A 24,277-nucleotide genomic window follows, 5' to 3' on the forward strand; every position below is an offset into this window, starting at 1 on the left:
GGCTGTCGATGCTGTTGACCGCGTTGGCGAACAATTCCCGTCCCGATCGACTTGCGTTTTCGGCGACGGCGGCGGCATCAGCGGCCTGGTGGGAATGACGGGCTACTTCCTGGGCGCTGGTGCTCATTTCATGCAGGGCGGTCGCTGCCAGTTCGACTTCCCGGTACTGCGTATGCATCCCCGCACTGACTGCCCGGGCCACCTGCGCCGACGTATCGGCGGTGTTGCGGGTGTCCAGGGAGGCTTGCTGGATATCGCGGATAATGGGCTGCAACTTGTCGAGAAAGCGGTTGAAGCCCTGTGCCAGATGGCCCAATTCATCGTGACGGTCGTTGGGCAAGCGCTGGGTAAGGTCACCGTCGCCTTCGACAATCGCATCAAGCATATGCGCCACCCTCAGCAGCGGCCGGGTCACGCCGTAAGCGGTGAGCCAGATGAGCAACAGTCCCAAGCCGGCAGCCAGCAATCCCAGGCTGAGGTTGAACCAGTTGGCCTGGCGATGCTTGTCGTCCAACTGGGCCTGCATGTGCAGGGCTGGCGCTTGTACAAGCGTTTCAGGCACGCGTATCTGCAATTGCCAGGGCGCATTGGCGGGAACGGTTTGCACGGCTTGCCGAACGTCGACCGAGGTGCCGTCAACCGCGCCGCTGTGGCCGGCAATTTGCCCGGATGGGGAAAGAATGTTGATTTCGCTGTGACCGGGGTACAAGTCGTTTGCAAGGCTGGCGGCGAGTTGCTGAAGGGTATCGAGGCTGATGTCCATGCCGACGACACCGATGACTTTGCCCTGGTCCAGCAGCGGTATGGAGATGCTGCTCATCAACGTCTTCTGGCCTTCGACCTCAATTGCGTAGGGCTCTGTTATGCAGGTGCGCCCCTGGGTCTGTGGGCAGACGTACCAGGCGTTGGCCGGCTCGCTGCCCGGTGGTGCGGTGTTGGCGCTGATCTGGGCTTCGCTGAGCACCTCTTGCACCAGATGGCCGGGTTGGCTTTGCGACCAGTACAGGGCAAAGCGACCTTTTTCATTGCCGGCCAGATCGCGTTGGCTAATGAAACCGGCATCTTCACCGACCAGCGCGTCAGGAAGCAGCACCACGTAGAGGCCGAGGACCTTTTCACGATTCTGAAGGGCCTGGCGGGTCGTGGCGATCAGGTCCCGGCGCAACTGCGCTGGCGTCAGTCGCCCGTTCCACGCCTGGGCGCGCAGTTGCAGGACCTGTTGGGCGAAACCTTCCCCATAGATCGCTGTTTCGCTGAAAAAGCGCTCCACCCGCTGACCATGGGCCAGAGCCTGTGCCTGCAGGCCTTCCAGGGCCGAGCGCCCCAGTAGTTGACTGCTTTGCTGCTTGAGCAGCGTGGCGCCTTGCTGGTTCTGATACAGGGAGGCACCGGTCAATGCCCCGACGACGGCCAGCAGGCACAGCCCACTCAGGAGCGTGATCCGCCATTGGATAGAGAGACGAGCGAAGAACATGCTGAAGTTTTCCTGCGCGTGGGGGCTTTTATTGTTTTGGGCCCAGCGCTGTCTGAACGGTGGGCGAGGTTATCTTGCGGCAGGAAGCGCCTGCCCGTTATCCCGAATCGGCAGCCGTTGTGCTCCGGCATGGGGCTAATGCGGTTCACTTGGGGCAATGACATACCTGTGGCGAGGGGATTTATCCCCGCTGGGCTGCGCAGCCGCCCCCCTAAGCAGTCAACTCACTCTGTCAGATACATCGGGTTGCTTGTATTAGGGCCGCTTCGCGCCCCAGCGGGGATAAATCCCCTTGCCACAGGTATGTCGTCGGCCTTAATGGGCTGACCTGTTTTAGGGCGCGGCTTCGGATGCTGCCGTTTTGGGATAGCGAAGGGTTTTGGCAAGGGCCTAGCATCGAATCCAGCGTGCAACCAAAACAATAAGCATCTGGACAGCGGTGAAGCTGGCCGCGCCCCGATCCTACAGCGACTGCCTCATACAATAAGGTCAAGAGAAATGAGTGTGTCTTTCCCGATCAGCAGCTCGACGGAGCTGAAGCGAGGCGCCCTGGGCGTTGGCTTCATTATTTTCTTTGTGATTTCGGCGGCGAGCCCCTTGAGCGTCATCGCCGGCGGTTTCCCCATTGGCATCATGCTAGGAAATGGCGCCGGCACACCGGCTTTGCTGATCCTGGCGCTACTGGTGTTACTGGCCTTCTCGGTGGGCTACACCGCCATGTCCCGGCACATGACCAACGCCGGTGGATTCTATGCGTTCACCGCTCGCGGTTTGGGTGGCTTGGCCGGTGGTGCGGCGGGGGTGCTGGCGATGTTTGCCTACAACATTCTCCAGGTCGGCCTGTACGGCATGTTCGGCGGCGTGGTCAGCGGCACGATGGCCAGCGTCTTTGGCCTGGATTTGCCGTGGTGGACGTATTCGCTCCTGGCGATGGCGAGCATTGCTATTCTGGGTTATCGCAAGATCGACCTGTCGGCGCGGGTGCTGTCGGTAGTGGTCATTGCCGAGTACCTGGCGATCCTGACGCTGGATTTCGCCATTCTGAAAACCGGTGGTGACAGCGGTATCAATCTCGATTCCTTCGACCGCAGCCATGTGTTCAGTGGTACGCCGTCCATCGGCTTGCTGTTCTGCTTTGCAGCGTTTATCGGCTTCGAGGCCACGACTATCTATGGCGAAGAGGCCAAGAATCCGCACCGTACGATACCCATCGCAACCTACAGCTCGGTGCTGCTGATCGGTGCTTTCTATGCCCTGTCGGTCTGGGCGATGGTGATTGGCGTAGGGGCCGACAAGATCGTGCCGACCTTGCAGGCACTGCAGGATCCGACCACGTTCATCTATGGCATGTCCGATCATTTTGTCGGCCCGCACCTGACCCAGATCATCCGCGTGCTGTTCATGGTCAGCATCTACGCTGGGCTGTTGGCGTTCCACAACGCCGCGGCGCGTTACTTCTATGCCATCGGGCGTGACGGTTTGCTGCACAGCCGGTTGGGCACCACCCATCGCGTGCACCAGAGTCCGCACATGGGCTCAGTCCTGCAAAGCCTGATCGCGGCGGTGGTGGTGCTGATCTTCGCCGCGCTGGATGCCGATCCGATCCTTCAGTTGTTCGCTTGGTTTTCCAATCTGGCGACGCTGTGCGTGATCTTGCTCATGGCCCTGACCTCTGCAGCGGTATTTGTCTATTTCCGCGCGCACCCGGAACTGAAGCTGGGACTCTGGCGCGGTCGGATTCTGCCGGGTTTTTCGTGCCTGGCATTGGTGGCGGTCCTGGTCCTTGCAGTGATTCATTTCGACGTGCTGACCGGCGCCAGCCAGCTCTTGTCCTACGGTCTTTGCGCGATCATTCCCGCCGCACTGATCGTCGGCGTGTTCCTCGCCGCCCGATTGCGCAAGGCCTCGCCCGAGCGGTTCATGGCGCTGGGCAGCCACAAGCTCTAGGGCGTCCGCGACATCGTCAAACCCCACAAAAAACAACTGCGCTGTCGTTCGGGACGGTCTGACAGCGCGTGAAAGGAAGGTGTCATGCACGATTATCAAATGCTCATCAATGGGGCCGGGGTCGACGGCGATAACGGTCACTTCGATGTGGTCAATCCGGCGACCGGTACGGTGTTCGCCCGGTGCTCGGCCGGTTCCCTGGCCCAGCTGGACCTTGCCGTCGAAGCGGCGCAGTCGGCCTTTGTCGAGTGGCGCCACAGCACCCACGAAGACCGCCGCCAGCGCCTGCTGAGCATCGCGGCGCAGATCGAGCAGGACGCCGAGTCGTTGGCCCGACTGATTGTTCTGGAGCAGGGCAAGCCGCTGGAACTGGCGCTCTTTGAAGTGATGGGCGCGGTGGCCTGGACGCGCTACACCGCCGAGCAGCAGATCCCCGTGGAGCTGGTGGAAGAAACCCTGAGCCAGCGCATTGAACTGCACCGCAAGCCGTTGGGTGTCGTCGCGTCGATCACGCCCTGGAACTGGCCGTTCATGATTGCCGTCTGGCACATCATGCCGGCGCTGCGTGCCGGCAACTGCGTGATCAGCAAGCCGTCCAGCCTGACCCCGTTGAGCACCCTGCGCCTGGTGGAGATCATCGCGCGCCATGTGCCTCGGGGCGTGATCAATAGCGTGACCGGTGAGCAAGGGTTCGGCAGTGCGATCACCGCGCACGCCGGTATCCAGAAGATTGTCTTCACCGGCTCGACCGCCACCGGCCAAAGCGTGATGCGCGGCGCCGCCAGCAACCTCAAGCGTCTGACCCTGGAGCTGGGCGGTAACGATGCCGCCATCGTGCTGCCCGGCACGCCGGTCGAGGAGGTCGCCGATGACATTTTCCAGGCGGCCTTCCTGAACATGGGGCAGACCTGCGCCGCCCTCAAGCGTTTGTACATCCACCAATCCCAGTACGAGGCCTTTGCCGAGGCCCTGGCCCTGATCGCTCGGCGTCAGGTGGTAGGGGATGGTTTGGCGCCTGGGGTCACGTTTGGACCGGTGCAGAACCTCGAACAGCTAGCGCTGGTGGAGGAACTGGTGGCGGATGCCCGTGCCCATGGGGCGCGGGTGTTGTGCGGCGGTGCCCGCCTGGACCGACCGGGCTTTTTCTATCCGCCGACCCTGGTCGCCGACGTGACCGACGGACACCGACTGGTGGACGAAGAACAGTTCGGTCCGGTGCTGCCCCTGATTGCCTACCAGGATGTCGGGGACGTCCTGCGTCGCGCCAATGCCAGCGACATGGGGTTGGGCGGGTCGGTCTGGGGCCCCGATGTCGAGCAGGCACAGGCATTGGCCAGTCGTCTTGAAAGCGGCGTGGCCTGGGTGAATTGCCATGCACAAATTCAGCCCAATACGCCATTTGGCGGCAGCAAGATGTCCGGATTCGGTGTCGAGTTCGGCCTTGAAGGGTTGCTGGAATTTACTGGCCAGCAACTGCTGTACGTACGCAAGCGTGAAACAGAATGAGGACTGCAACCATGTACGAGCAATACAAGACAGCACAGAAGAAGTTCTGGCACCCGATGAGCTCTGCGGCGCCAGCCAATCGCTCCAAAACGTTGATCATCGCCCGTGGCGACGGTAACTACATCACCGATATCGAGGGCCATCGCATGCTCGATGGTGTCGGCGGCCTGTGGAACGTGAACGTGGGCCATAACCGGGCTTCAGTGAAAGCGGCCATCGCTGCGCAACTGGACGAGCTGGCTTATTACCAGACCTTCGACGGCATTGCCCATCCCCGGGTGTTCGATCTGGCCGAGCGACTGACGTCGATGTTCGCCCAGGAGAACATGGCGCGGGTGTTGTTCAGTTCCGGCGGTTCCGATGCGGTCGAGACGGCACTGAAAATGGCCCGCCAATACTGGATTGCCAGCGGCGAGCCAGGGCGCACGCGCTTTCTGTCGTTGCGCAATGGCTACCATGGCGTGCACGTGGGCGGTACATCGGTGGGCGGCAATGGGGTCTATCACTACAACCACGGGCCACTATTGGCCGGCTGTCATCTGCTCGATACGCCCTGGCTGTACCGCAACCCCTGGGACTGTCGCGATCCGCAAGAGTTGACCGCTCATTGCATTCGCCAGTTGGAAGACCAGATCGCGTTGCTTGGGCCACAGACCATTGCCGCGCTGATTGCCGAACCGGTACAAGGCGCCGGCGGCGTGATCGTGCCGCCCGCACACTACTGGAAGCAGCTGCGCGAAGTCTGCGATCGCCACGGCATCCTGTTGATCGCCGATGAAGTGGTGACCGGCTTCGGCCGCACCGGCTGCATGCTCGGCAGTCGTGGCTGGGGTGTCGCGCCCGACGTACTGTGCCTGGCCAAGGGCATCACTGCCGGCTACATCCCCATGGGCGCCACGGTCTTCAACCAGCGCATGGTCGATGCCATCGAGAATGGCCCGGGCTTCAGCAGTGTGATCATGCACGGCTACACCTACAGCGGTCATCCAACCGCGTGTGCCGCGGCCCTGGCGGTACTGGATATTGTCGAAGCCGAGGACCTGCCGGGCAATGCCGGAAAAGTCGGTGCCCAGTTGCTGGAGCAACTACAACCGCTGACCGAGCGTTATGCGGTGGTGGGTGAAGTGCGTGGCAAGGGCTTGATGATTGCCGTGGACCTGGTGGCGGACAAGGTTACGCGCGAGCCGCTTGACCCGGCCAACGGCCTGGCCTCGCGCATTGCCGAGCAGGCGCGCCGGGCCGGCGTACTGGTGCGCCCGATCGGCAACAAAATCGTGATGTCGCCACCGCTGACCCTCACCAGCGACGAGGCCGCCCTTATGGTCGGCGCGTTGGACGGTGCGCTCGCCGACTGCCGCTAGCCTGTTCGCCGGCGCAGTGTCTTGCGCCGGCTCCTGAATACAAAGACAGCCTTCAAAGGCGCACCACAAGGGAGCTCCAGCCATGCGGTCTCTATCGCGTATGGATTTTTTCGGCAGTGGCCTTGCCTGTACGCTGGCGCTTTGTGCCACGAGTCAGGTTCAGGCCTATGAGTTGTATGCCGATGAAGACACTCACCTCAACGCCGACATGCTGGCGGTGTTCGGTCATTTCAACAGTCGCAAGAACTACGACGGCAGGCCCGGCGGTTCAACCTGGCGCGAAGGCTTCATCAAGTATGGCGTCAGCGGCGACCAGGGCCTGGCCGGCCGGGGCATCGCCTACGGTGCGTTCAGCCTGGTCAGTTCCGCTACTTGGGGCGATGGCGACCCTTCCGGGAATACGCTTGGGAGCGAGCGCACGACGAAGATTGAAGACGCTTACCTGGGCTGGCGTTCCGCGGATCTTTTTCCCGCGTTGGGACAGGACGGTGTCGATATCTCTGGCGGACGCCAGGTGGTCAAGGTGGGGCGAGGTTTCCTGATCAACGATGACGGGCCAAACCTGGGCAAGGGGCCTGCCGATGGCCGCTTGAATCGAGGGGGCGCCTATTACCTGGCGGCTCGGCACGCGTTCGATCAAACCGCCGTTCTGCGTCTGGGTGGGCAGGACGGCATGCATGGCAGCGTGGCGTGGCTCAAGTCCGATAACCGCGCCCAGGCCGAAACCGAACTCACCGCCGCTACGCTGGATTACACCGCCAAGGCCGGTACGTTGGGCCTGACGTGGATACACGGCATCGACGTTAATGACCGCTGGGCCAGCGATTTCCAGAAGCAGCGCAAGGGTATGGATGTCTACAGCATTCGCGGTGAAGGCGATGCGGGTATCGAAAATGCCAGCCTGGCATTTGAATACGCCTGGCAAGACAAGGACGCCGGACCTGAGAAGGCCTGGTACGCCGAGGCCGGATATACCTTTGCAAGCGTTGCCTGGGCGCCGAAGCTGACCTATCGCTACACCCGCTATTCGCAGAAGTGGGACTCATTGTTCACCGGGCAAAGTACCGGCTATGGCACCTGGTTCCAGGGCGAAGTCGCGGGTAACTATGCCGGGCCCTTCAACAGCAATACGGGGGTCCACCATGTCGGTCTGAAGGCCACACCATTGGAAAACCTGACCCTCGGTGCGTTGTACTTCGACTACAACACAGTGCGTAAAAGCAATGCCCTCAACCTCGACGCCCGTGAGCTGGATGTTTATGCCGAGTGGGTCGTCAATGAGCACTTGATCGTCACGCCGCTGATAGGTCTCTACAAACCGGATCGGGACGCCACGACGGGGGGCAATCAAGTGACAGGCAATGGCACTAACGTGTACAGCCAGGTGAGTGTGGCCGTGCCGTTCTGAAACAGGGGTTGTTCGGTAAACCCTGTGGCGAGGGGATTTATCCCCGCTAGGCTGCGCAGTAGCCCCATACAGCCAACTCAATCTATCTGACACACCGAGTTGTTTGGCTTTTAGGACTGCTGCGCAGCCCAGCGGGGATAAATCCCCTCGCCACAGAGGCATCGTTTCCCTTTAGTGAGCCGCGCCTGGCTTTTAGCCGACTGCAGGCGGATGTTGCATCCGCTCGGCAATCCTCCGGGTGGTGTCCATCACCATTTCAACCACGGTTTCCTGGCGCAGTAGCTTGAAACTGTCGGTGCTGCCCACGGCCGAAAGGCTGCCCACCACTTCGTCGAGCTCCGGGTTGAAGATCGGCGCTGCGATACCGGTGAGCCCCAGGTTGAGTTCGTCGTGGGTCATGCAATAGCCGTCTTTGCGGATCTTTTTCGCGGCCTTGGAGAAGCTTGTCCAGTCATGGCCGCTGTCGGGGTCGTGGGCCAGGTGTTCTTCGAACAGGCGTTGCAGGCGCCGACCCTTCTGGAAGGCGATCAACACCTTGGATTGCGCACCGCGAAAAAACGGCAGCGGTTGGCCGCGGCCGAATGAAAACTGATAGGTGTCACTGGGTTCGGCGATGTAGGTGTTGATGATGCGCCCGTCGTAGAAAACGCTGGCGAACACCGCCAGGCCGGTGGCTTCGGACAGCTCGTGCATCAGCTCGCGGCCTGCCACCAGGATCGGGTCGTACTGGCGCATCATCCAGTCCAGCTCAATGATGCGTGGCCCCAGGCCGTAGCTGCCGGCATCCACCCGCACCAGCAGGCCGGCATCGCACAAGTCCTTGACGTAGCGGTACACGGTCGCCCGTGACAGGCCCATGCGCTCGGCGATGGTATCGGGGTCGATCTTCAGTGTGGCCGGGCCGAACAGGTCCAGGACACTCAGCATTTTGCTCAGACTGCTCATTTCGCTCCTAAAGGGGGAATGGCGCGTAGGGGGCGTTGGGTGAGCACTATAGGTAGCCGCGGCGGTGATGAAAAGCCCGCGTGCTCGCTCAGGAGCGCCTTGTCACGGTAATCCATTGCTTGAGAAATATGAATGGATTTCCAATATTTTGATCTGATAAAAACTGCATTAATCTCAAAATATGATTTTAATGCAGAAAAACAGCTTGTTTTGTCGATCTTCATGTGTGATAAATCTCAGCCACTGCAAACGCTCGAGCGAGAGGGCTGGAAATGAATGGTGCGCAACTGATAGTGAAGGCGGCGGTGGCGAGCGGTATCGAATACTGCTTCGCCAATCCCGGAACGACCGAAATCCCCTTGGTGGCCGCCATGGCCAGCGCACCTGCCCTCAAGCCGGTGTTGTCCTTGTTCGAGGGGGTATGCACCGGTGCTGCGGACGGCTACGGCCGGATTGCCGGCAAGCCGGCGATGACCCTGACCCACCTGGGGCCTGGCTTTGCCAATGGTATTGCCAACCTGCACAACGCCCGTCGCGCCAATACCCCGATCGTTAATGTCATCGGCGATCACGCGTCATGGCACGTCAATTACGATCCGCCGCTGGCCAGTGATATCCAGGCGCTGGCCGGGAGTGTTTCCGGGTGGGTGCGCACATCGCGCACCGCGTCAGGTGTGGGGGAAGATTTCCAGGAAGCCGTGCGTGCGGCCTGGCAAGCCAAGGGGCAGATTTCCAGCCTGATCCTGCCGATGGACTTGCAAGCCAACGAGGTGGAGCGCGAGCGCGCCTTCACCGCGTTGCAGGCCCCGGTTCGTCGTTTTGCCGGTGACCGGATCGAAGCCGTGGCCCAGGCACTGCGCAATGGCCAGCGCCTGGTGTTTATCGTGGGTGATCAGGGCTTGTCCGTCGCTGGCCTCGAAGCGGCGGGGCGTTTGGCCCAACTGCCGGGTGTGCGGATGTTCGCCGAAACCTTTCCGCGCCTGAGCTATCGCGGTGGTGGTTTGCCTGATCTGGATCGCTTGCCGTATTTCCCCGAGGTTGCCATTGAGATCCTTGACCAATACGACGCCGTGGTTTGCGCCGGGGTCCCGGATCCGATCAGTTACTTCGGTTACGAAGGCATTCCTTCGCGCCTGGCGGAACGTGATCGCCTGCTTTACCTGGCAGAAGTAGGGGACGACGTTGCGGGTGCGCTCACTGCGCTGGCTGATGCGCTTGAGGCTCCGGCTTATGTGCCCACGTCGCGGGCTATCGAGCTACCAGCGGGCAGTGCCGAGCTGACGCCGCAGTCGATCGGGCAGGTGTTGGCCGCCTCGCTGCCGGACGATTGCATCGTCTCCGTGGAGGGTGGGACCTGCGGTTATCCGTTCTTCACCGCTTCGGCCCATGCCGCACGGCATCGGGTGTTGACCAACACCGGTGGGGCCATCGGCCAAGGCATCCCGGTGGGATTTGGCGCCGCCCTGGCGGAGCGCGGCAATACGGTGTTCTGCCTGCAATCGGACGGCAGTGCCCAGTACACCATCCAGACTTTGTGGAGTATTGCCCGGGAGCAACTGCCGGTGGTGATTCTGATTGCCGCCAACCATCGCTACGCGATCCTGCAGAACGAGTTGCGCCGCTTTGGTATGACCGAGCTGGGCCCTGAGGCCCTGAGCCTGACGGTGCTGGACCGTCCTCGCATCGATTGGAAAGCCCTGGCCAAAGGCTACGGCCTGCCGGCCAGCACCGTACACACCAATGCTGAATTGCAGCGCGCCCTGGCCAACGCCAAGGCCGATGGCGGTCCGTGCCTGATTGAAATGGCGCTGTAAAGGAGGAGCTATGAGTCAGATCCAATTGTTACCTGCCGTCGAACAATTCCTGTCACAACCTGGGCGCCTGTTTATCGGCGGCACCTGGCAGGACGCCGCCAATGGTCGCCGGTTTGCCGTGGAGAACCCGGCCACTGAACACACCCTCGCTGAAGTTGCCGAAGGCGGCGAACGCGATGTGGATGCCGCCGTCGCTGCCGCCCGCGCGGCCTTTACGGGGACTTGGGCGCAGCAGTCGCCGGCCCAGCGCGGCCTGCTGTTGTTTCGTCTGGCTGAACTGCTCGACCAGCACCGCGAGGAGCTGGCGCAACTGATCACCCTGGAAAACGGCAAGCCGATCGCCGCGGCCCGGGGTGAAGCGGCCAGCGCGGCCAACATCATCCGTTACTTCGCTGGCTGGCCGACCAAGATCGAAGGCAGCACGCTCCCGGTATCGCCCTCCAGTGGCGCGCCGATGCTCAATTACACCTTGCGTGAGCCGGTGGGTGTCTGCGCGTTGATCGTGCCGTGGAACTTCCCGTTGACCATGTGCGTGTGGAAGCTCGGTCCGGTGTTGGCGACCGGCTGTGTCGCGGTACTCAAGCCCGCCGAACAGACGCCTCTGGTTGCGATTCGCCTGGTGCAACTGATCGAAGCCGCTGGTTTTCCGGCCGGGGTGGTCAACCTGATCACCGGCCTGGGCGTGCATACCGGCGGACCGCTGGCCCAGCACCCGGACGTGGACAAGATCGCCTTCACCGGCTCGACCCAGGTGGGGCGGCTGATTGCCCAGGCGGCCACCGGCAACATGAAGAAAGTGTCCCTGGAGCTGGGGGGCAAGTCGCCCAACATCATCTTGCCGGACGCCGATATCGTCCGTGCGGCCAAAGGCGCCGCCGATGGCATTTTCTACAACCAGGGCCAGGTCTGCACCGCCGGCTCGCGCCTGTATGTGCACGCCAGTGTTCTTGACCAGGTACTTGAAGAACTCCAGCGCCATGCCGCCGCCCATGTGCTGGGGCCAGGGCTGGATCCGGCCAGCAGCATGGGCCCGCTGGTCTCGGCCCGGCAGTTGGGCACGGTGCGTGGCTACCTGCAACGGGGCCAGGAAGAAGGTGCCGAACTGATTTGCGGCGGCGACCGGCCGGCCCATCTGGAGCGCGGCCACTTCATCCGCCCCAGCGTGTTTCTCGACCGCGCCGAGCGCGCCTGTGTCGCCCGGGAAGAAATCTTCGGCCCTGTGCTGACCGTCATGAGCTGGACCGAAATCGATGAACTGGTGCTGCGCGCCAACGACTCGCCCTACGGCCTGGCGGCCGGTCTGTGGACCCGCGACTTGCGTTCAGCCCATCGCGTGGCGGCACAACTGAAGGCCGGATCGGTGTGGATCAATTGCTGGAACGTCGTAGACCCGGCCTCGCCGTTTGGTGGTTACAAACAATCCGGATGGGGCCGGGAAATGGGTAAGAACGTGATCGATGCCTACACCGAAACCAAAAGTGTCTTCGTCGATCTCGCATGAGCCGAACAATCACAAGAGGAACTGCTATGGATCTGGAATTGCAAGGCCGCGTGGCGATCGTCACGGGCGGTGGTATGGGCATCGGCAAGGAAGTCGCGCGTTTTCTGTCCCAGGAGGGATGCAAGGTGGTGATCTGTGCGCGGCGCATGGAGTATCTCCAGCAGGCCGCCGAAGAAATCAGCGCACAGACCGGCAACGAAGTGCTGCCGCTGTTCTGTGACACCAACCAGATGTCGGCCGTGTCCGACATGGTGGAGGCCGCCCACAAGCACTTTGGCCGCATCGACATCCTGGTCAACGGCGCCGCCGCACCGTCCGGCGTGGTGCGCAATGACATTGAACATGCGGGCGACGATGAACTGCTCTCCGACCTCAACACCAAGGTGATCGGGTATTTCCGGTGTGCCAAGGCGGTGACCCCGCACATGAAGGCCGGGGGCTTTGGTCGCATCATCAACATCGGTGGCTTGACCGGGCGCGGCAGCAAGGTCCTTTCGGGCATGCGCAACCTGGCCATCGCCCACATGACCAAAACGCTCTCCGATCAACTGGGCCCTTCGGGCATCACCGTCAACCTGATTCACCCCGGTGTGGTGGACACCCCGCACATCCAGGAGTTGTACGAGCGCGAAGGCGTCAAGCAGGGCAAGACGCCGGAACAGGTGGAGCAGGGCTACATCGACGCAACGCCGATCCGCCGCACGTTGGCGCCCATCGAAATGGGCTGGCTGATCGGTTTCCTGGCGTCGCCCAAGGCGGGCGCCGTGACGGGAGAGTCCATCGGTATCGATGGCGGCCTGACCCGTGGCATCTTCATTTGAGGAGCAACAGTGATGAGTAACGGAACCCTTTTGGTCGCCACTGTGGGACAAGCGGTGATCCGCAGCGCCGACGATGGTCATACCTGGCATCGCCTGGGTCTGGGACAGGATCTGGAGTTTGATGCAATCACTCGATCCCTGAGCGTTCATCCCGATGCGCCTGAAGTGATCTATGCCGGGACCGACGTCGGCCTGTGTGTCAGTCATGACACCGGAGGCCATTGGCAGCGAGTGGATTCGCCATTCAACGGGCAGACCGTCTGGAAGGTTGCAGTGGATCCACAGGATGCGCAGCGCATCTTCGTCGGTACTGGTGCACCTTCGCGCGCCATGCTGTGGCGCACCCTCGACGCCGGCCTGAGCTGGGAGCGCGCGCCGGTGGATATTCCGGAGTTCTGCGAAGGTGTCAGTCGGCCGCGCTTGCTGGCTTTCGCTTATGACCCGACTGATCGCGACCAGCTCTGGTTCGGCCTGGAGGAGGGCGGGTTGTTCCACAGCCGTGATGGCGGTGATTCCTGGACCCGTGTCGATGATCGGCTGCTGTGGGACTTCAACTCGGACGTCCACAACATCCTGGTCCTGCCCAACCATGGCCAGAAGGTCATCGTGGTGGTGTGCGTCAACGCCGTTTACCGCAGCCTCGATGAAGGGCAAACCTGGACTGGCATCATTGCCCGGGAAACATTCGGCCTGTACTACGTGCGCGCCATGAACGCACCGCTGGGCAGTGAAAGCACCCTCTACCTGAGTATTTCCGACGGTACGCCTGGCACGACCAGCAAGGTACTCATCTCTCGGGATGCGGCCCTCAGCTGGGAGGTGCTGCCGCTGTCACAACAACCCAACTCGTGTGTCTGGGCCATTGCCTTCAACCCTGGCAACCCTCGTCAGATCGTTGCCGGGACCAAATACGGACACCTGTTCACCTCCGAGAACGGTGGGGACGGCTGGCAGAAGCAGTGGCGTGAGTTCAGTGAAATTGCTGATGTGCTCTGGACGCCCGCCGTGGCGCAGATCAAGTCCGGGCATCAATCCATCGTCAAACAGAACTGAGGTATCGCACGATGAAAATCGAGGTCGTTCGAACTCACCTGTCGCTGTTTGTCAGCGACCCTGAAACCTCGGCACGTTGGTACGCCGATGTTCTGGGTATGCACGAAAGCGCCCGGGGTGATAGCTGGGTCATGATGGCGTTTGGTGCCAAGCATCACGATATCGCTTTGATCCGCGCAGAGCCGGGGGCCCATCAGGGCGGCCTGGGCTTGCAGCACTACGGGCTGGAAATCGCCGGCGACATGACTACCCTGCGCCAGCTCTACGGCATGTTGCTTGCCAAAGGGGTTGAGGTGGTGAAGATCACCGATCACGAAATCGGTAACGGCGTGTACTTCAACGACCCCGATGGCAATCGCATGGAATTTTTTCTCGAGACCGAACATGACGACGCGCGAGGCAAGGCCCGTTTCAAGGCTGCCGGAGCGCCCAGCCGAAATTTTGATCTCGACCCACTTTGAAAGAGACCTGTCCGATGAAAACCGCAAATTTCGCCAGTTACCACATCCGCAAATGGTATAGCTTCGTCGAGGAAACCCTGGCCAACGAAAGTGGCCAGTTGGCCGACGGTGAACCGTTGTTCAAATACGCCATTGGCGCCGTGATCGCCAATCCCTATGCCGGGCGCTACAGCGAAAGCCTGGCCGAGTTGGTCGAGCCATCACCTTTGTTGGGGCAGGAGTTTGGTCGTCGCATCCAGGCACTGGCTGGCCAGCGTGAGATTGTCAGTTATGGCAAGGCGTGTCTGGTGGGCTGCCAGGGCGAGTACGAACATGGCAATGCACTGCTCACCAATCCAGCAGCGGATCCGATTCGGGTGGCATTGGGCGGTGGCAAATCCTGGGTGCCTTCCACGGGCAAGCGTGGCGGGCCTGGCGTGACCATCGATGTCCCGCTGGCCCATAAGGATGCGCTGTATGTCCGCTCGCACTACGACAGCATTTCGCTTTCGTTCGGTGATGGCCCCTCGGCGGACGAGTTGATCATCATCTGGGCCTTCGCCACTCGCGGGCGTTTGCATGCGCGCCTGGGTGGTCTCCAGGCTGCCGACATCAAGGGCAATGATGGCCTGCATTGAGGTGGGTTGACCGTGGAGACCAAACGAATGTCTGCAAACAGCCACTTCTTCACCAATCGCTCGCAGATGCGCCTGCACTATCTGTCGTGGGGCAACCCGTCGGGCATCGCGGTGGTGTTGTTGCACGGGCTGCGCTCCTATGCCCAGACCTGGGATGGCCTGGCTAATGCGCTGGGGGAGCAGTACTGTTGCTATGCCCTTGACCAGCGCGGTCGCGGTTACAGTGACTGGGCGGATCCCTCCAGTTACCGAACCGAAGCTTATGTCAGTGATCTTGAAGATCTGGTGGCGCACTTGGGACTGCAGCGTTTTGTCCTGGTGGGGCATTCCCTCGGCGGAACCAATGCACTGGAGTATGCGCGACTCAATCCGGGCCGACTGCAAGCCTTGGTGATCGAGGACATCGGTCCGGGCTCGTCGGTCAGTGGTGATGGTGCCGAGCGCATTCGGCGCGAGATGAGCCAGACACCGCTGGTGTTTGCTGACTGGGAGAGTGCCGCGCAATTCTGGCGCCAGGCTCGACCTGGCCTGTCGCTGGAGGGGCTGGCCTCCAGGCTGATGTACTCCATGAAGGAAACACTGGCCGGAATCGAATGGCGTCACGACCAACAGGGCATTGCCCAGGCGCGCCTGAGTATTGCTCCGACTGACCTTTGGCCTGCGGTACGGGCACTGGATTGCCCGACGCTGTTCATTCGAGGCGCGCGTTCCGATTTCCTGCCCTTGGCGACCCTTGAGGCGATCAAACAGACCAGTCCATGGGTGCGGGCAGAGGAAATCGCCGACGCCAGTCATTACGTCCATGATGACCAGAGCGAAATGTTCAACCTTGTCGTCATGGATTATTTGTACGACCAACGCCTACAACCACAACAACAAAGCGGTGAATAGCGATGAAGCAGGAGAAAACCCAGGTTGTCATCGTGGGTGGCGGCCCGAACGGGATCACGGCTGCCCATTACATGGGGCTGTACGGAGTCGACTGCGTCGTCCTTGAATTGGCTGACGGCGTCCTGCCGTATCCGCGCGCGGTGGGCATGGATGACGAGGCGCTGCGTGTGTTGCAGGGCATCGGCATCGCCGAGTTGGCCGCGCGCGACATGATCTGCAACGTGCCCTTGCGTTACTACAATGCGCGAGGCGTCTGTTTTGCCGAGGTCAAGCCGAGCACGGCAAACTATGGCTGGCCGATGCGCAATATCTTCATGCAACAGTTGCTTGAAACGACGTTGCGCGAACAATTGGGCAAGCACGCCAGTGTCGAGTTGCGCCAGGGCCATGAAATGCTCGACCTGGAGCAGGATGCCGAGGGCGTGACCTTGCAGGTGCGCGATGCCGGGGGCGAGCTCTATCAATTGCAGGCGCAGTACGTGATCGGCGCCGATGGCGGACGTTCCAGCGTGCGCAAGAAGCTCGGTATCGAATTGCTGGGGCTGACTCATCCACGCAAATGGGTGGTGATCGACACGGCCAACGACACCCTGGATGCACCTTATACGGCCCTGCATGCCGACCCTCAGCGGCCCTTTGTCTGCATCTACCTGCCATATCAGCAACGGCGCTGGGAGTTCATGCTCCTGGAGGGCGAAGACGAGACCAGGATGTGCGAGGAGGCAACGATCCGGGACTTGATCCGTGGGCATATCGGCGATGCGGTCGATCAACTGGAAATCATCCGGATCCGCGCCTACACCCATAACTCCCGGGTCGCGGCGCGCTTTGTCCAGGGCCGGGTGGCACTGGTGGGGGATGCGGCGCATATTTCCCCGCCATGGGCCGGGCAGGGGCTCAATTCGGGCTTGCGAGATGTCGCCAACGTCACTTGGAAGCTTGCGGCGATTCTCCAAGGGCGAGCGTCGCCGGCGATTCTTGCCAGTTACGATCAGGAACGCCGTGGGCATGCGACCGATCTCATCGCGTTGGCCGACAACATGGGCGCCGTCCTGGGGCTGACCAACCCGCTGATGGCCGGTGTCCGGGACTGGTTGTTCCAGGCCGTCAACAGCGTCGACAACCTGCGTTCGCACTTGTTGGAGTTCAAGTTCAAACCCAAGGCGACCATCACCAAAGGCCTGGTGTATCACGAGCGCGCCGAGCTGCATGAGGATGATCTGGTCGGGCAGTTGTTCATCCAACCCTCTATCGAAGATGCCCAGGGCCAGCGCCGGCGTCTGGACGAGGTGTTGGGGCATTCCTATGCGGTGCTGGGGTATCGGGTCAATCCGAGCGAACCGCTCAGCGAGCAAACCGCTGCCTATTGGGCGCGCTGGGACACGCGCTTCATCCAGATCAATCGTTCGCGCAGTGGCGTGGGGCGCAACCAACCCTTGTCTGCCAATGGTGCCCTTTGCGTCGAGGACGTTGATAACCGCCTGGGCGAGTGGTTTGCCAAGGTGCGTGACTGCATCGTGGTAGTGCGGCCGGATCGTTTTGTCGCCGCGATCACCACACCCGAGCGGCTCGAAGGCGTGTTGCGCAAACTGGCGGAGCAACTCTCATGAGACGCGAAGATGATCTGCTGGTCCGGCTTCATGATGCCGCACAGGCCGTACACGCCTTGCCTTCGTTGGAGCTTCAGGCCTTCGACCTGTCGGCGGGCTACACTTTGCAGCGCGAGGCATTGCGCCGACGCCAGGTCGCTGGTGAGCAGTTGACCGGATGGAAGGTGGCCTTCGCTGGCCGCGCCGCCCAGGACCGTTTCGGTATTGATGAACCGGTATTGGGCGGGCTGACCGATGCCATGGCGGTGGAGCCCGGCAGTACGGTGCCGCTTGCACGGCTGATCCAGCCCAAGCTGGAAATCGAGTTGGCATTTGTCCTGGGGCGTACCCTGGAGTCAGGTTTCTACAGCGACGAGGACATTCTGGCCGCCGTGTCTGAGGTCGCGCCGGCGTTCGAGATTGCCGATTGTCGCTGGCAGGGCTGGCGTTTCGGTGTCGGGGCGTTTCTTGCCGACAATGCCGCCGCGGGGCTTTATTGCCTTGGCTCGCGGATCAGGTTTCATCCTGAGCTATTGGCCCACGTGACCTATCGGCTGGAATGCGACGGGGCGCCCTGCGGCGAAGGCGATGCCCTGGCGCGCGAGGACACGCCCCAGACAAACCTGTGCTGGCTAATCCGGCGCCTGCTGGCCGACGGGCAATGTGTTGAAGCGGGTCAGGTCGTGCTGTCCGGAGCGTTGTTGCCACCCATGGCTATCCAGGCGGGCGAGTACCGGTTGCATATGCTTGGCACGGAACTGGCTTTGGCTTTCCAGGCATAAACCCCAGCCATCGTCAGGGAGGATCGAGCCACTTAAGACAGGCCGACAATAAGAACAGCGCCTCTGAGGAACGATGACCATGCTCGCCGAAGTCCGTACCTTCAATGATCCCCAGCAACACGCCGGTTCCATCCTGGGCTGGCAACAGGTCTATGACCAGCTTGGTCGTGGATGTCTTTCCAGTGAGCTGCGACAGATTTGCGCCGACCGTTTTCAGATTTTCCAGGAAGTGTTGGATAAACGTGTGGTGCAGCGAGGTTGCGCACCAAAAGGGCGATTGTGCATTGCCATGTCGCTGGGCAGCGCGCCGGTGGTCCAAGGGCATCAGGTGGGCGCCCACAGTGTGGTGCTGCTGCGAGATGGAGAGGACTTTGTCTTGCATGCCCCGGAAGGTACGCACTTCTTTGCGGTCAACGTCGACACTGTTCGTTTCGCCAAACTGGCGGCTTACGAATTGTCGGGCGAACAGCTCAAGCGTTTGAAAAGCGAATCGCAGATCAGCGTGGATGAGGCGGTGTTGCTGAGCGTGCAGCAAAGGATCCATCCGTTGTTCCGTCACCTTCTGGAACAAGCGGACGCCATCTCTCCAGCCTCGGAAAAAATGTTGGAGGAGGTGCTGCTTAACGCATTCCTCGATCTGTTCAGTCACGCCTCTGACGAGGTTCGTGGCCGTCGCGGCAACGTCGCTGTCAGTGCCTATCTGGTCAAACGTTGCCAGGAACTGGTCGTAGACAGTGGTGACACATCGCTGAGCATTCTTGATCTGTGCGAGCAATTACGGGTGAGTCGCCGGACCCTGCAGAACAGTTTCCAGGCGGTAACCGGGATGCGTCCGGTCGAGTACCTGCGTAACTTGAGGCTCAATGCCGTACGGCGGCGCTTGATCACGACCCGTGCGACCACGCTGAATGTCGGTGAGATCGCCGTTGCCATGGGCTTCTTCCATCTGAGCCACTTCGCCGCTCATTACCGAGCGCTGTTTGGTGAGTCACCTTCGGACACTCCCAGGGCTGGATGATTGAGTGTTACCTGGCTACCACTGTGCACACTAATGGGCGTCGCTTGAGCCATTTGGTAGCACCTCTACCCAATTGACGCCGGGCCCATGCACGCCCCATAGCAAGACCCTTTCCTTCAAATCAATCACTTGCACATCGATCCATTCAGTTGGCACGCATTCTGCTTTTTTGAATTCATGGATAATTGGATACAAAAATTCAAAAGGTGCTGCCATGCAATTCGCTCCGAGTTATGTTGAGCGCCCGCCGATGACGGCCGAGGAGGAGGCTTACAACTTCCTGCTGGATGCCATTTGCGGCGGTCGATTCCGCAAGGGTGACCGGCTGATCGCTGAAGACATCGCCAGCGAGATCGGTATGAGCCGGATGCCGGTGCGCGAGGCGTTCCGTCGATTGGACGCCCAGGGCCTGGTGACCCTCAGGCCCAATCGCGGGGCCGTTGTCAGTGGCCTGGATATCGATGAGCTGCACGAAGTCTTCGAGATGCGCAGCGTCCTCGAAGGCCTGGCGATCCGTGTCGCGGTAGCCAGGATAGGCGAGCGCCAATTGGCAGCCTTGGAGCGTCTGCTGGACGAGATGGACGATTACCGCGAGGAAAGCGCCGAGTGGGTCAGCCGGCATCGCGCCTTTCATGAATACCTGTGCAGCCTCAGCGGTCGTCCCCGGTTGCTGAAGCAGATCAGTGCCCTCTATTCCCTGATCGAGGCGCCCATGCGCCTATGGCTTGAGCACGTGGAAAAACCTCTGAGTGCGCGCCAGGAACACGCGGTGATTCTCGAGGCGATTCGTACTGGCGACGCCGATAAGGCCGAGGCAGTGGTGCGTGCGCACATCGAAGGCACCGTTCCTGAGTTGATCCGATTTCTGCAATCGAAAAAATAACCAGTGCGGGCCCCGAGCCTGCCGTTGTTTTGACTTTGAGTACTGCCCGTTACTAACTGAACTGGAGTGTCTGGTCATGCATAAGCCTCGCCTGTTGGTTGCCGCCCTATCCTTGGGATTCTGTGCTCAGTGGGCGGTTGCCGCGCCCGTTGTTCCGGAGCGCTTGCTCAAGGTCGAAAAACTCGTCTATTGCTCAGGCATGGATTCGCCGCCCCTGGTGTCCTTCGATGAAGCGCAGAAACCCAGGGGCTTGACCGTTGACCTGGGCCTGGAAATCGCCAAGCGGCTGGGCGACAAGAAAGTCGAGTGGCGGGTGATTCCCTTTTCCGGGCTGCTCCCTGCTTTGCTCGCCAAGCAGTGCGACATGATCGTCGACCAGTTGTTTGACAAGCCCGAGCGCCGTGAGGTGATCGATATCGTCAACTACATGTACTCCAGCCAGGCGGTGGTCGTGCCCAAGGGTAATCCGAAGGCAATCAAGACGCTGTCGGACCTGTCCGGGCATAAAGTTGCGGTGCTCAATGGCTCCACCATCAAGACGCTGCTCGACGCCGAGAATGAAGCGCTGACCAAGGCTGGCAAGCCTGGAATGAAACTGGTGGTCTACAACACCGACACCGATGCATTCCAGGCCTTGCGCATCAGCCAGGTCGATGCCTACGGCACCACGGTGGAAACCGCCGGTTATTACGCCACCATGGCCCCCGATTTGTTTGAGGAAGGGGTGCCTGCCTTCAGCCGGATTCTTACCGGACTGGGTATTCGCAAGGACGACACGCAACTGAGCGCCGCAGTGCAGCAGGTGATCAACGACATGCGCAGTGATGGCAGCTACAGCCAACTGCTCAGCAAATGGCATGTCGCCAGTGACACTCTTGATTGAGGTGAGCGTTGATGAACTTCAATTGGGATGTGTTTTGGCAGTACTTGTTGCAGCCCAGTGATGTTTACCTCACCGGGCTCTGGCTGACCTGCGTGATCAGTGTGTTGGCGATGCTGCTGGGCTGCTTCCTGGGACTGGCCGCGGCGTTGATACGGTTGTCGAGCAATCCGTTGCTGCATTTACCGGTGCGTTTTTATGTGTGGCTGATGCGCGGCACGCCGTTGCTGGTGCAGATTGTCTTTCTCTATACAGCGCTGGCGGCAGGGGGGATTTTCCGCTTCGAAGACATCGATCTGTTCGGCCTGGTGATTCCCGGCAATATCCAGGCGGCGATCATTGCCCTGGGGCTCAACGAAGGTGCCTATATGGCCGAGATCATCCGGGCCGGCATCGGCGCGGTGGACAAGGGCCAGTACGAAGCCGGGCGTTCCCTGGGCATGACGTTCGCCAAGCTGATGCGCCGCATTGTCTTGCCCCAGGCGTTCCGGGTCATCGTCCCGCCACTGGGCAACGAGTTCAACGTGATGCTCAAGAACACCACGTTGGTCAGTGTGATCGGCGTACAGGAGCTGTTGCTCAGTACCCAGATGGTCACGTCGGCGACGTTCCGGGTGTTCGAGTTGTACCTGGTGGTGGCGATCTATTTCCTCTTGTTGACCACTCTCTGGGGCTTTTTCCAGCGCTGGCTGGAAGCCCGTTTCGGCCAATCGGACCGACCCTCGTCACCACCGCCGGCGTCGACGCGGATGTTCGGTCGCAGCACCCTGAACCTGTTGAGGGCACGTTAGCGATGGCGCACAAAAGTGAAGAGCTGATCATCGAGGCGCTGGATGTGCACAAGTCCTTTGGCGAGCTGCAGATCCTCAAGGGCATATCCCTGCAAGTACGGCGCGGCGAAGTGGTGGTGCTGATCGGTGCCTCCGGCTCGGGCAAGACCACCTTTATCCGCTGCATCAATCTGCTGGAAGACATCCAGGGCGGGCGCATCCGCGTCAATGGCCGGGCCATGGGCTATCGCGAGCGGGCTGACGGCAGCCTGGTGCGTGAGTCGGAGCGCAACATCGCCCGCCAGCGCCGGGACATCGGCATGGTGTTTCAGCGCTTCAACCTGTTCCCCCACATGACGGCCCTGGAGAACATCATCGAGGCGCCGATCCAGGTGCTCGGGATGCCTCGCGCCGCGGCGCTGGAACAGGCCCGCAACCTGCTGGAGCGGGTCGGTCTGGCGGACAAGGCCAACCACTACCCGTCGATGCTCTCCGGCGGCCAGCAGCAACGGGTGGCGATTGCCCGGGCGCTGGCGATGAAACCCCAGGCCATGCTGTTCGATGAACCCACCAGCGCCCTCGACCCGGAAACCGTTGGCGAGGTGCTGCAAGTCATGAAAGCGCTGGCAGAGGAGGGCATGACCATGGTCGTGGTCACCCATGAAATGGGCTTTGCCCGCGAAGTGGCAGACCGTGTGGTGGTGCTGGACCAAGGTGAACTCATCGAGCAAGGCCCGCCGGAGCAGATCTTCAGCCATCCCACGCACCCGCGAACCCGGGCTTTCCTCAGTCGCGTGTTATGACCGTTCCGGGGTGTTCGCCCTGAGTCCCGCCAATGAATTGAAGAGTCTTTGCCATGCTGAAATTTTCTGCTCACGAGTACCCTTATCCGTCGCAACGCCAGAGCGTTTTTGCCCGCCGGGGCATGGTCGCCGCGTCCCAGCCTCTGGCTGCCCAAGCGGGCATCGAGATCATGCAAAAGGGCGGCAACGCCATTGATGCGGCCATCGCCACGGCGGCGGCGCTGACGGTGGTCGAGCCCACGGGTTGTGGCATCGGTGGCGATGCTTTTGCCTTGGTCTGGTGCAAGGGCCAGTTACATGGCCTCAACGGCAACGGCCATGCACCGGCGGCCCTGAGTATCGAGGCGGTCAAGGCGGCCGGCCATGAACGGATGCCGCTCTATGGCTGGACGCCGGTAACCGTCCCGGGTTGCCCATCGGCCTGGGCCGAGTTGTCGCAACGCTTTGGCAAGCTGCCCTTTGCCGTGTTGCTGCAGCCGGCGATCAGCCTGGCGCGGGACGGTTTTGCGCTGTCGCCGGTGGTTGCCCATCAATGGCAGATCGCTTTGAACGAATTCACGCCTCATCGTGATCAGGTCCTGGATGCCTGGTTCCAGACTTTTCTGATTGACGGTCGCGCGCCACGGGCCGGGGAGATTTTCCGCAACCCGGCCCAGGCCCGAACCCTTGAAGAATTGGCTGCCACCCGCTGCGAGAGCCTGTATCGCGGCGCCTTGGCCGAACGCCTGGATGCCCACTCCCGGGCCAGCGGCGGCTACCTTCGCGCCACGGACCTGCAGGATTATCGCGCCCAATGGGTGGCACCGATCCACGTCAACTATCGAGGCGTCGATGTCTGGGAAATCCCGCCGAGCGGACAGGGGCTGGTGGCCTTGATGGCGCTGAAAATACTGGAGGGCTTCAGCTTCGATCACCGCGACAGCCAGCAGACCTGGCATCGCCAACTGGAGGCCATGAAGTTGGCCTACAGCGACGGCCTGCACTACATCACCGACCCTCTGCACATGCGTGTGGCGGTGACTGACCTGTTGAGCGAGGAGTACAGCGCCTGCCGTCGCGCCCAGATCAGCGAACAGGCCCAGGCACCCAAACCCGGCGATCCCCACGCCAGTGGCACGGTGTACCTGGCGACTGCTGACGGGGAAGGCAACATGGTCTCGTTCATCCAGAGCAACTATCACGGATTCGGCTCCGGCGTGGTGCTGCCCGACAGCGGGATTGCCTTGCAGAATCGCGGACAGGAATTCAGCCTGGATCCGAGCCACGCCAATTGCCTGGTCCCGGGCAAGAAGACTTTTCACACCATCATCCCTGGTTTCCTCACCCAGAATGGCCAGGCCCTTGGCCCTTTCGGCGTGATGGGCGGTTACATGCAGCCCCAAGGCCATGTGCAGATGGTGATGAACCTGGTGGACTTCGGCCTGAACCCGCAAGCGGCGCTGGACGCTCCGCGCTGGCAGTGGCTTGGTGAGATGAAAGTTGGCATCGAGCAGGGTGCCTCCGGCGACTTGGCCAATGCCTTGGCGCGGCGCGGTCATGAAGTGCAGATCGCCAGTGACCGGACTGATTACGGACGAGGCCAGATCATTCTCCGCGACCCGGTCAGCGGTGTCCTGTGCGGCGGCACCGAGCCCAGGGCGGATTCTCATATTGCTGTGTGGTAGGCACGATGAACCGGCCGTGCTTGCAGGGACTCCCGGGGGCGTATGGTTGAGAACCCGGGAGGACGAGCGCCGCCGCAGGCAACACTCCA

Annotated in this window: 23 protein-coding genes; 19 read left to right on the plus strand and 4 right to left on the minus strand. The window is 61.3% G+C overall.

The genetic code is table 11. The annotated features are described in order from the left end of the window. A partial coding sequence (locus GSM73_RS07815) for a methyl-accepting chemotaxis protein (RefSeq protein ID WP_256676777.1) occupies positions 1 to 1,474 on the minus strand: 1,474 nt, incomplete at its 3' end. 498 nt (positions 1,475 to 1,972) lie between these two features. On the opposite strand from GSM73_RS07815, the gene GSM73_RS07820 reads away from it, so the two are divergent. The 4 genes from GSM73_RS07820 to GSM73_RS07835 all read left to right on the plus strand — a co-directional run bounded on the left by GSM73_RS07820 (position 1,973) and on the right by GSM73_RS07835 (position 7,696). Continuing rightward, a complete protein-coding gene (locus GSM73_RS07820; protein WP_160892060.1) occupies positions 1,973 to 3,421 on the plus strand; it encodes an APC family permease in 1,449 nt (482 codons plus the stop codon). A gap of 84 nt (positions 3,422 to 3,505) precedes the next feature. Further along, on the plus strand, positions 3,506 to 4,927 hold the full coding sequence (locus GSM73_RS07825) for an aldehyde dehydrogenase family protein (RefSeq protein WP_160892062.1): 1,422 nt from the start codon (positions 3,506 to 3,508) through the stop codon (positions 4,925 to 4,927). Between the two features lie 11 nt (positions 4,928 to 4,938). Further along, on the plus strand, positions 4,939 to 6,288 hold the full coding sequence (locus GSM73_RS07830; protein WP_160892064.1) for an aminotransferase class III-fold pyridoxal phosphate-dependent enzyme: 1,350 nt from the start codon (positions 4,939 to 4,941) through the stop codon (positions 6,286 to 6,288). 82 nt (positions 6,289 to 6,370) lie between these two features. Beyond that, the gene (locus tag GSM73_RS07835; protein ID WP_160892066.1) at positions 6,371 to 7,696 is read left to right on the plus strand and encodes a hypothetical protein; all 1,326 of its coding nucleotides are present in this window, start codon (positions 6,371 to 6,373) and stop codon (positions 7,694 to 7,696) included. Positions 7,697 to 7,888: 192 nt separating this feature from the next. On the opposite strand, the gene GSM73_RS07840 is transcribed toward GSM73_RS07835, so the two are convergent. Both GSM73_RS07840 and GSM73_RS07845 read right to left on the minus strand, forming a co-directional pair. Beyond that, the gene (locus GSM73_RS07840) at positions 7,889 to 8,641 is read right to left on the minus strand and encodes an IclR family transcriptional regulator (RefSeq protein ID WP_139049799.1); all 753 of its coding nucleotides are present in this window, start codon (positions 8,639 to 8,641) and stop codon (positions 7,889 to 7,891) included. Next, complete coding sequence (locus GSM73_RS07845; protein ID WP_160892068.1) at positions 8,638 to 8,865, minus strand: hypothetical protein; 228 nt, start codon at positions 8,863 to 8,865, stop codon at positions 8,638 to 8,640. Before GSM73_RS07845 ends, GSM73_RS07840 begins: the two co-directional genes overlap by 4 nt. A gap of 48 nt (positions 8,866 to 8,913) precedes the next feature. Between GSM73_RS07845 and GSM73_RS07850 the strand changes: the two genes are divergently transcribed. The 10 genes from GSM73_RS07850 to GSM73_RS07895 all read left to right on the plus strand — a co-directional run bounded on the left by GSM73_RS07850 (position 8,914) and on the right by GSM73_RS07895 (position 19,188). Next, the gene (locus tag GSM73_RS07850) at positions 8,914 to 10,455 is read left to right on the plus strand and encodes an acetolactate synthase large subunit (protein WP_139049801.1); all 1,542 of its coding nucleotides are present in this window, start codon (positions 8,914 to 8,916) and stop codon (positions 10,453 to 10,455) included. A 10-nt stretch (positions 10,456 to 10,465) separates the two neighbouring features. Continuing rightward, positions 10,466 to 11,956 carry an aldehyde dehydrogenase family protein gene (locus tag GSM73_RS07855; protein WP_139049802.1) on the plus strand — a complete coding sequence of 497 codons (1,491 nt, stop codon included), beginning with the start codon at positions 10,466 to 10,468 and terminating at the stop codon, positions 11,954 to 11,956. Between the two features lie 26 nt (positions 11,957 to 11,982). After that, positions 11,983 to 12,777 (plus strand): SDR family NAD(P)-dependent oxidoreductase, encoded by a 795-nt coding sequence (locus GSM73_RS07860; protein ID WP_139049803.1) that lies wholly within the window; start codon positions 11,983 to 11,985, stop codon positions 12,775 to 12,777. A gap of 12 nt (positions 12,778 to 12,789) precedes the next feature. Next, positions 12,790 to 13,830 carry a YCF48-related protein gene (locus GSM73_RS07865; RefSeq protein WP_160892070.1) on the plus strand — a complete coding sequence of 347 codons (1,041 nt, stop codon included), beginning with the start codon at positions 12,790 to 12,792 and terminating at the stop codon, positions 13,828 to 13,830. Positions 13,831 to 13,841: 11 nt separating this feature from the next. Next, positions 13,842 to 14,291: a VOC family protein gene (locus GSM73_RS07870; RefSeq protein ID WP_139049805.1), complete on the plus strand. Its 450-nt coding sequence runs from the start codon at positions 13,842 to 13,844 to the stop codon at positions 14,289 to 14,291. A gap of 14 nt (positions 14,292 to 14,305) precedes the next feature. Continuing rightward, positions 14,306 to 14,908 carry an amino acid synthesis family protein gene (locus tag GSM73_RS07875; RefSeq protein WP_160892072.1) on the plus strand — a complete coding sequence of 201 codons (603 nt, stop codon included), beginning with the start codon at positions 14,306 to 14,308 and terminating at the stop codon, positions 14,906 to 14,908. Between the two features lie 27 nt (positions 14,909 to 14,935). Continuing rightward, entirely contained in the window at positions 14,936 to 15,799 is an 864-nt protein-coding gene (locus GSM73_RS07880; protein WP_139049807.1) for an alpha/beta fold hydrolase, read from the plus strand. A 2-nt stretch (positions 15,800 to 15,801) separates the two neighbouring features. Further along, positions 15,802 to 17,409: a bifunctional 3-(3-hydroxy-phenyl)propionate/3-hydroxycinnamic acid hydroxylase gene (locus tag GSM73_RS07885; protein WP_160892074.1), complete on the plus strand. Its 1,608-nt coding sequence runs from the start codon at positions 15,802 to 15,804 to the stop codon at positions 17,407 to 17,409. Further along, on the plus strand, positions 17,406 to 18,170 hold the full coding sequence (locus GSM73_RS07890) for a 2-keto-4-pentenoate hydratase (RefSeq protein WP_160892076.1): 765 nt from the start codon (positions 17,406 to 17,408) through the stop codon (positions 18,168 to 18,170). Before GSM73_RS07885 ends, GSM73_RS07890 begins: the two co-directional genes overlap by 4 nt. 79 nt (positions 18,171 to 18,249) lie before the next feature. After that, positions 18,250 to 19,188: a helix-turn-helix domain-containing protein gene (locus GSM73_RS07895; RefSeq protein ID WP_160892078.1), complete on the plus strand. Its 939-nt coding sequence runs from the start codon at positions 18,250 to 18,252 to the stop codon at positions 19,186 to 19,188. Between the two features lie 30 nt (positions 19,189 to 19,218). Here GSM73_RS07895 and GSM73_RS07900 read toward each other — a convergent pair whose 3' ends face one another. Beyond that, complete coding sequence (locus tag GSM73_RS07900; protein ID WP_160892080.1) at positions 19,219 to 19,404, minus strand: hypothetical protein; 186 nt, start codon at positions 19,402 to 19,404, stop codon at positions 19,219 to 19,221. Between GSM73_RS07900 and GSM73_RS07905 the strand changes: the two genes are divergently transcribed. The 5 genes from GSM73_RS07905 (at position 19,403) to GSM73_RS07925 (ending at position 24,188) form a co-directional block, all read left to right on the plus strand. Beyond that, positions 19,403 to 20,071 (plus strand): GntR family transcriptional regulator, encoded by a 669-nt coding sequence (locus GSM73_RS07905; RefSeq protein ID WP_160892082.1) that lies wholly within the window; start codon positions 19,403 to 19,405, stop codon positions 20,069 to 20,071. The two genes, GSM73_RS07900 and GSM73_RS07905, sit on opposite strands and share 2 nt — an antisense overlap. Positions 20,072 to 20,147: 76 nt before the next feature. Next, the gene (locus GSM73_RS07910; RefSeq protein ID WP_139049813.1) at positions 20,148 to 20,954 is read left to right on the plus strand and encodes an ABC transporter substrate-binding protein; all 807 of its coding nucleotides are present in this window, start codon (positions 20,148 to 20,150) and stop codon (positions 20,952 to 20,954) included. Between the two features lie 11 nt (positions 20,955 to 20,965). After that, complete coding sequence (locus tag GSM73_RS07915; protein WP_139049814.1) at positions 20,966 to 21,742, plus strand: amino acid ABC transporter permease; 777 nt, start codon at positions 20,966 to 20,968, stop codon at positions 21,740 to 21,742. Positions 21,743 to 21,744: 2 nt separating this feature from the next. Beyond that, on the plus strand, positions 21,745 to 22,524 hold the full coding sequence (locus GSM73_RS07920; protein ID WP_160892084.1) for an amino acid ABC transporter ATP-binding protein: 780 nt from the start codon (positions 21,745 to 21,747) through the stop codon (positions 22,522 to 22,524). Positions 22,525 to 22,577: 53 nt separating this feature from the next. Further along, positions 22,578 to 24,188: a gamma-glutamyltransferase family protein gene (locus tag GSM73_RS07925; protein WP_139049816.1), complete on the plus strand. Its 1,611-nt coding sequence runs from the start codon at positions 22,578 to 22,580 to the stop codon at positions 24,186 to 24,188. Positions 24,189 to 24,277 lie beyond the last annotated feature (89 nt).

The organism is Pseudomonas sp. PICF6, assembly GCF_009831705.1.
Classification (GTDB): domain Bacteria; phylum Pseudomonadota; class Gammaproteobacteria; order Pseudomonadales; family Pseudomonadaceae; genus Aquipseudomonas; species Aquipseudomonas rhizophila.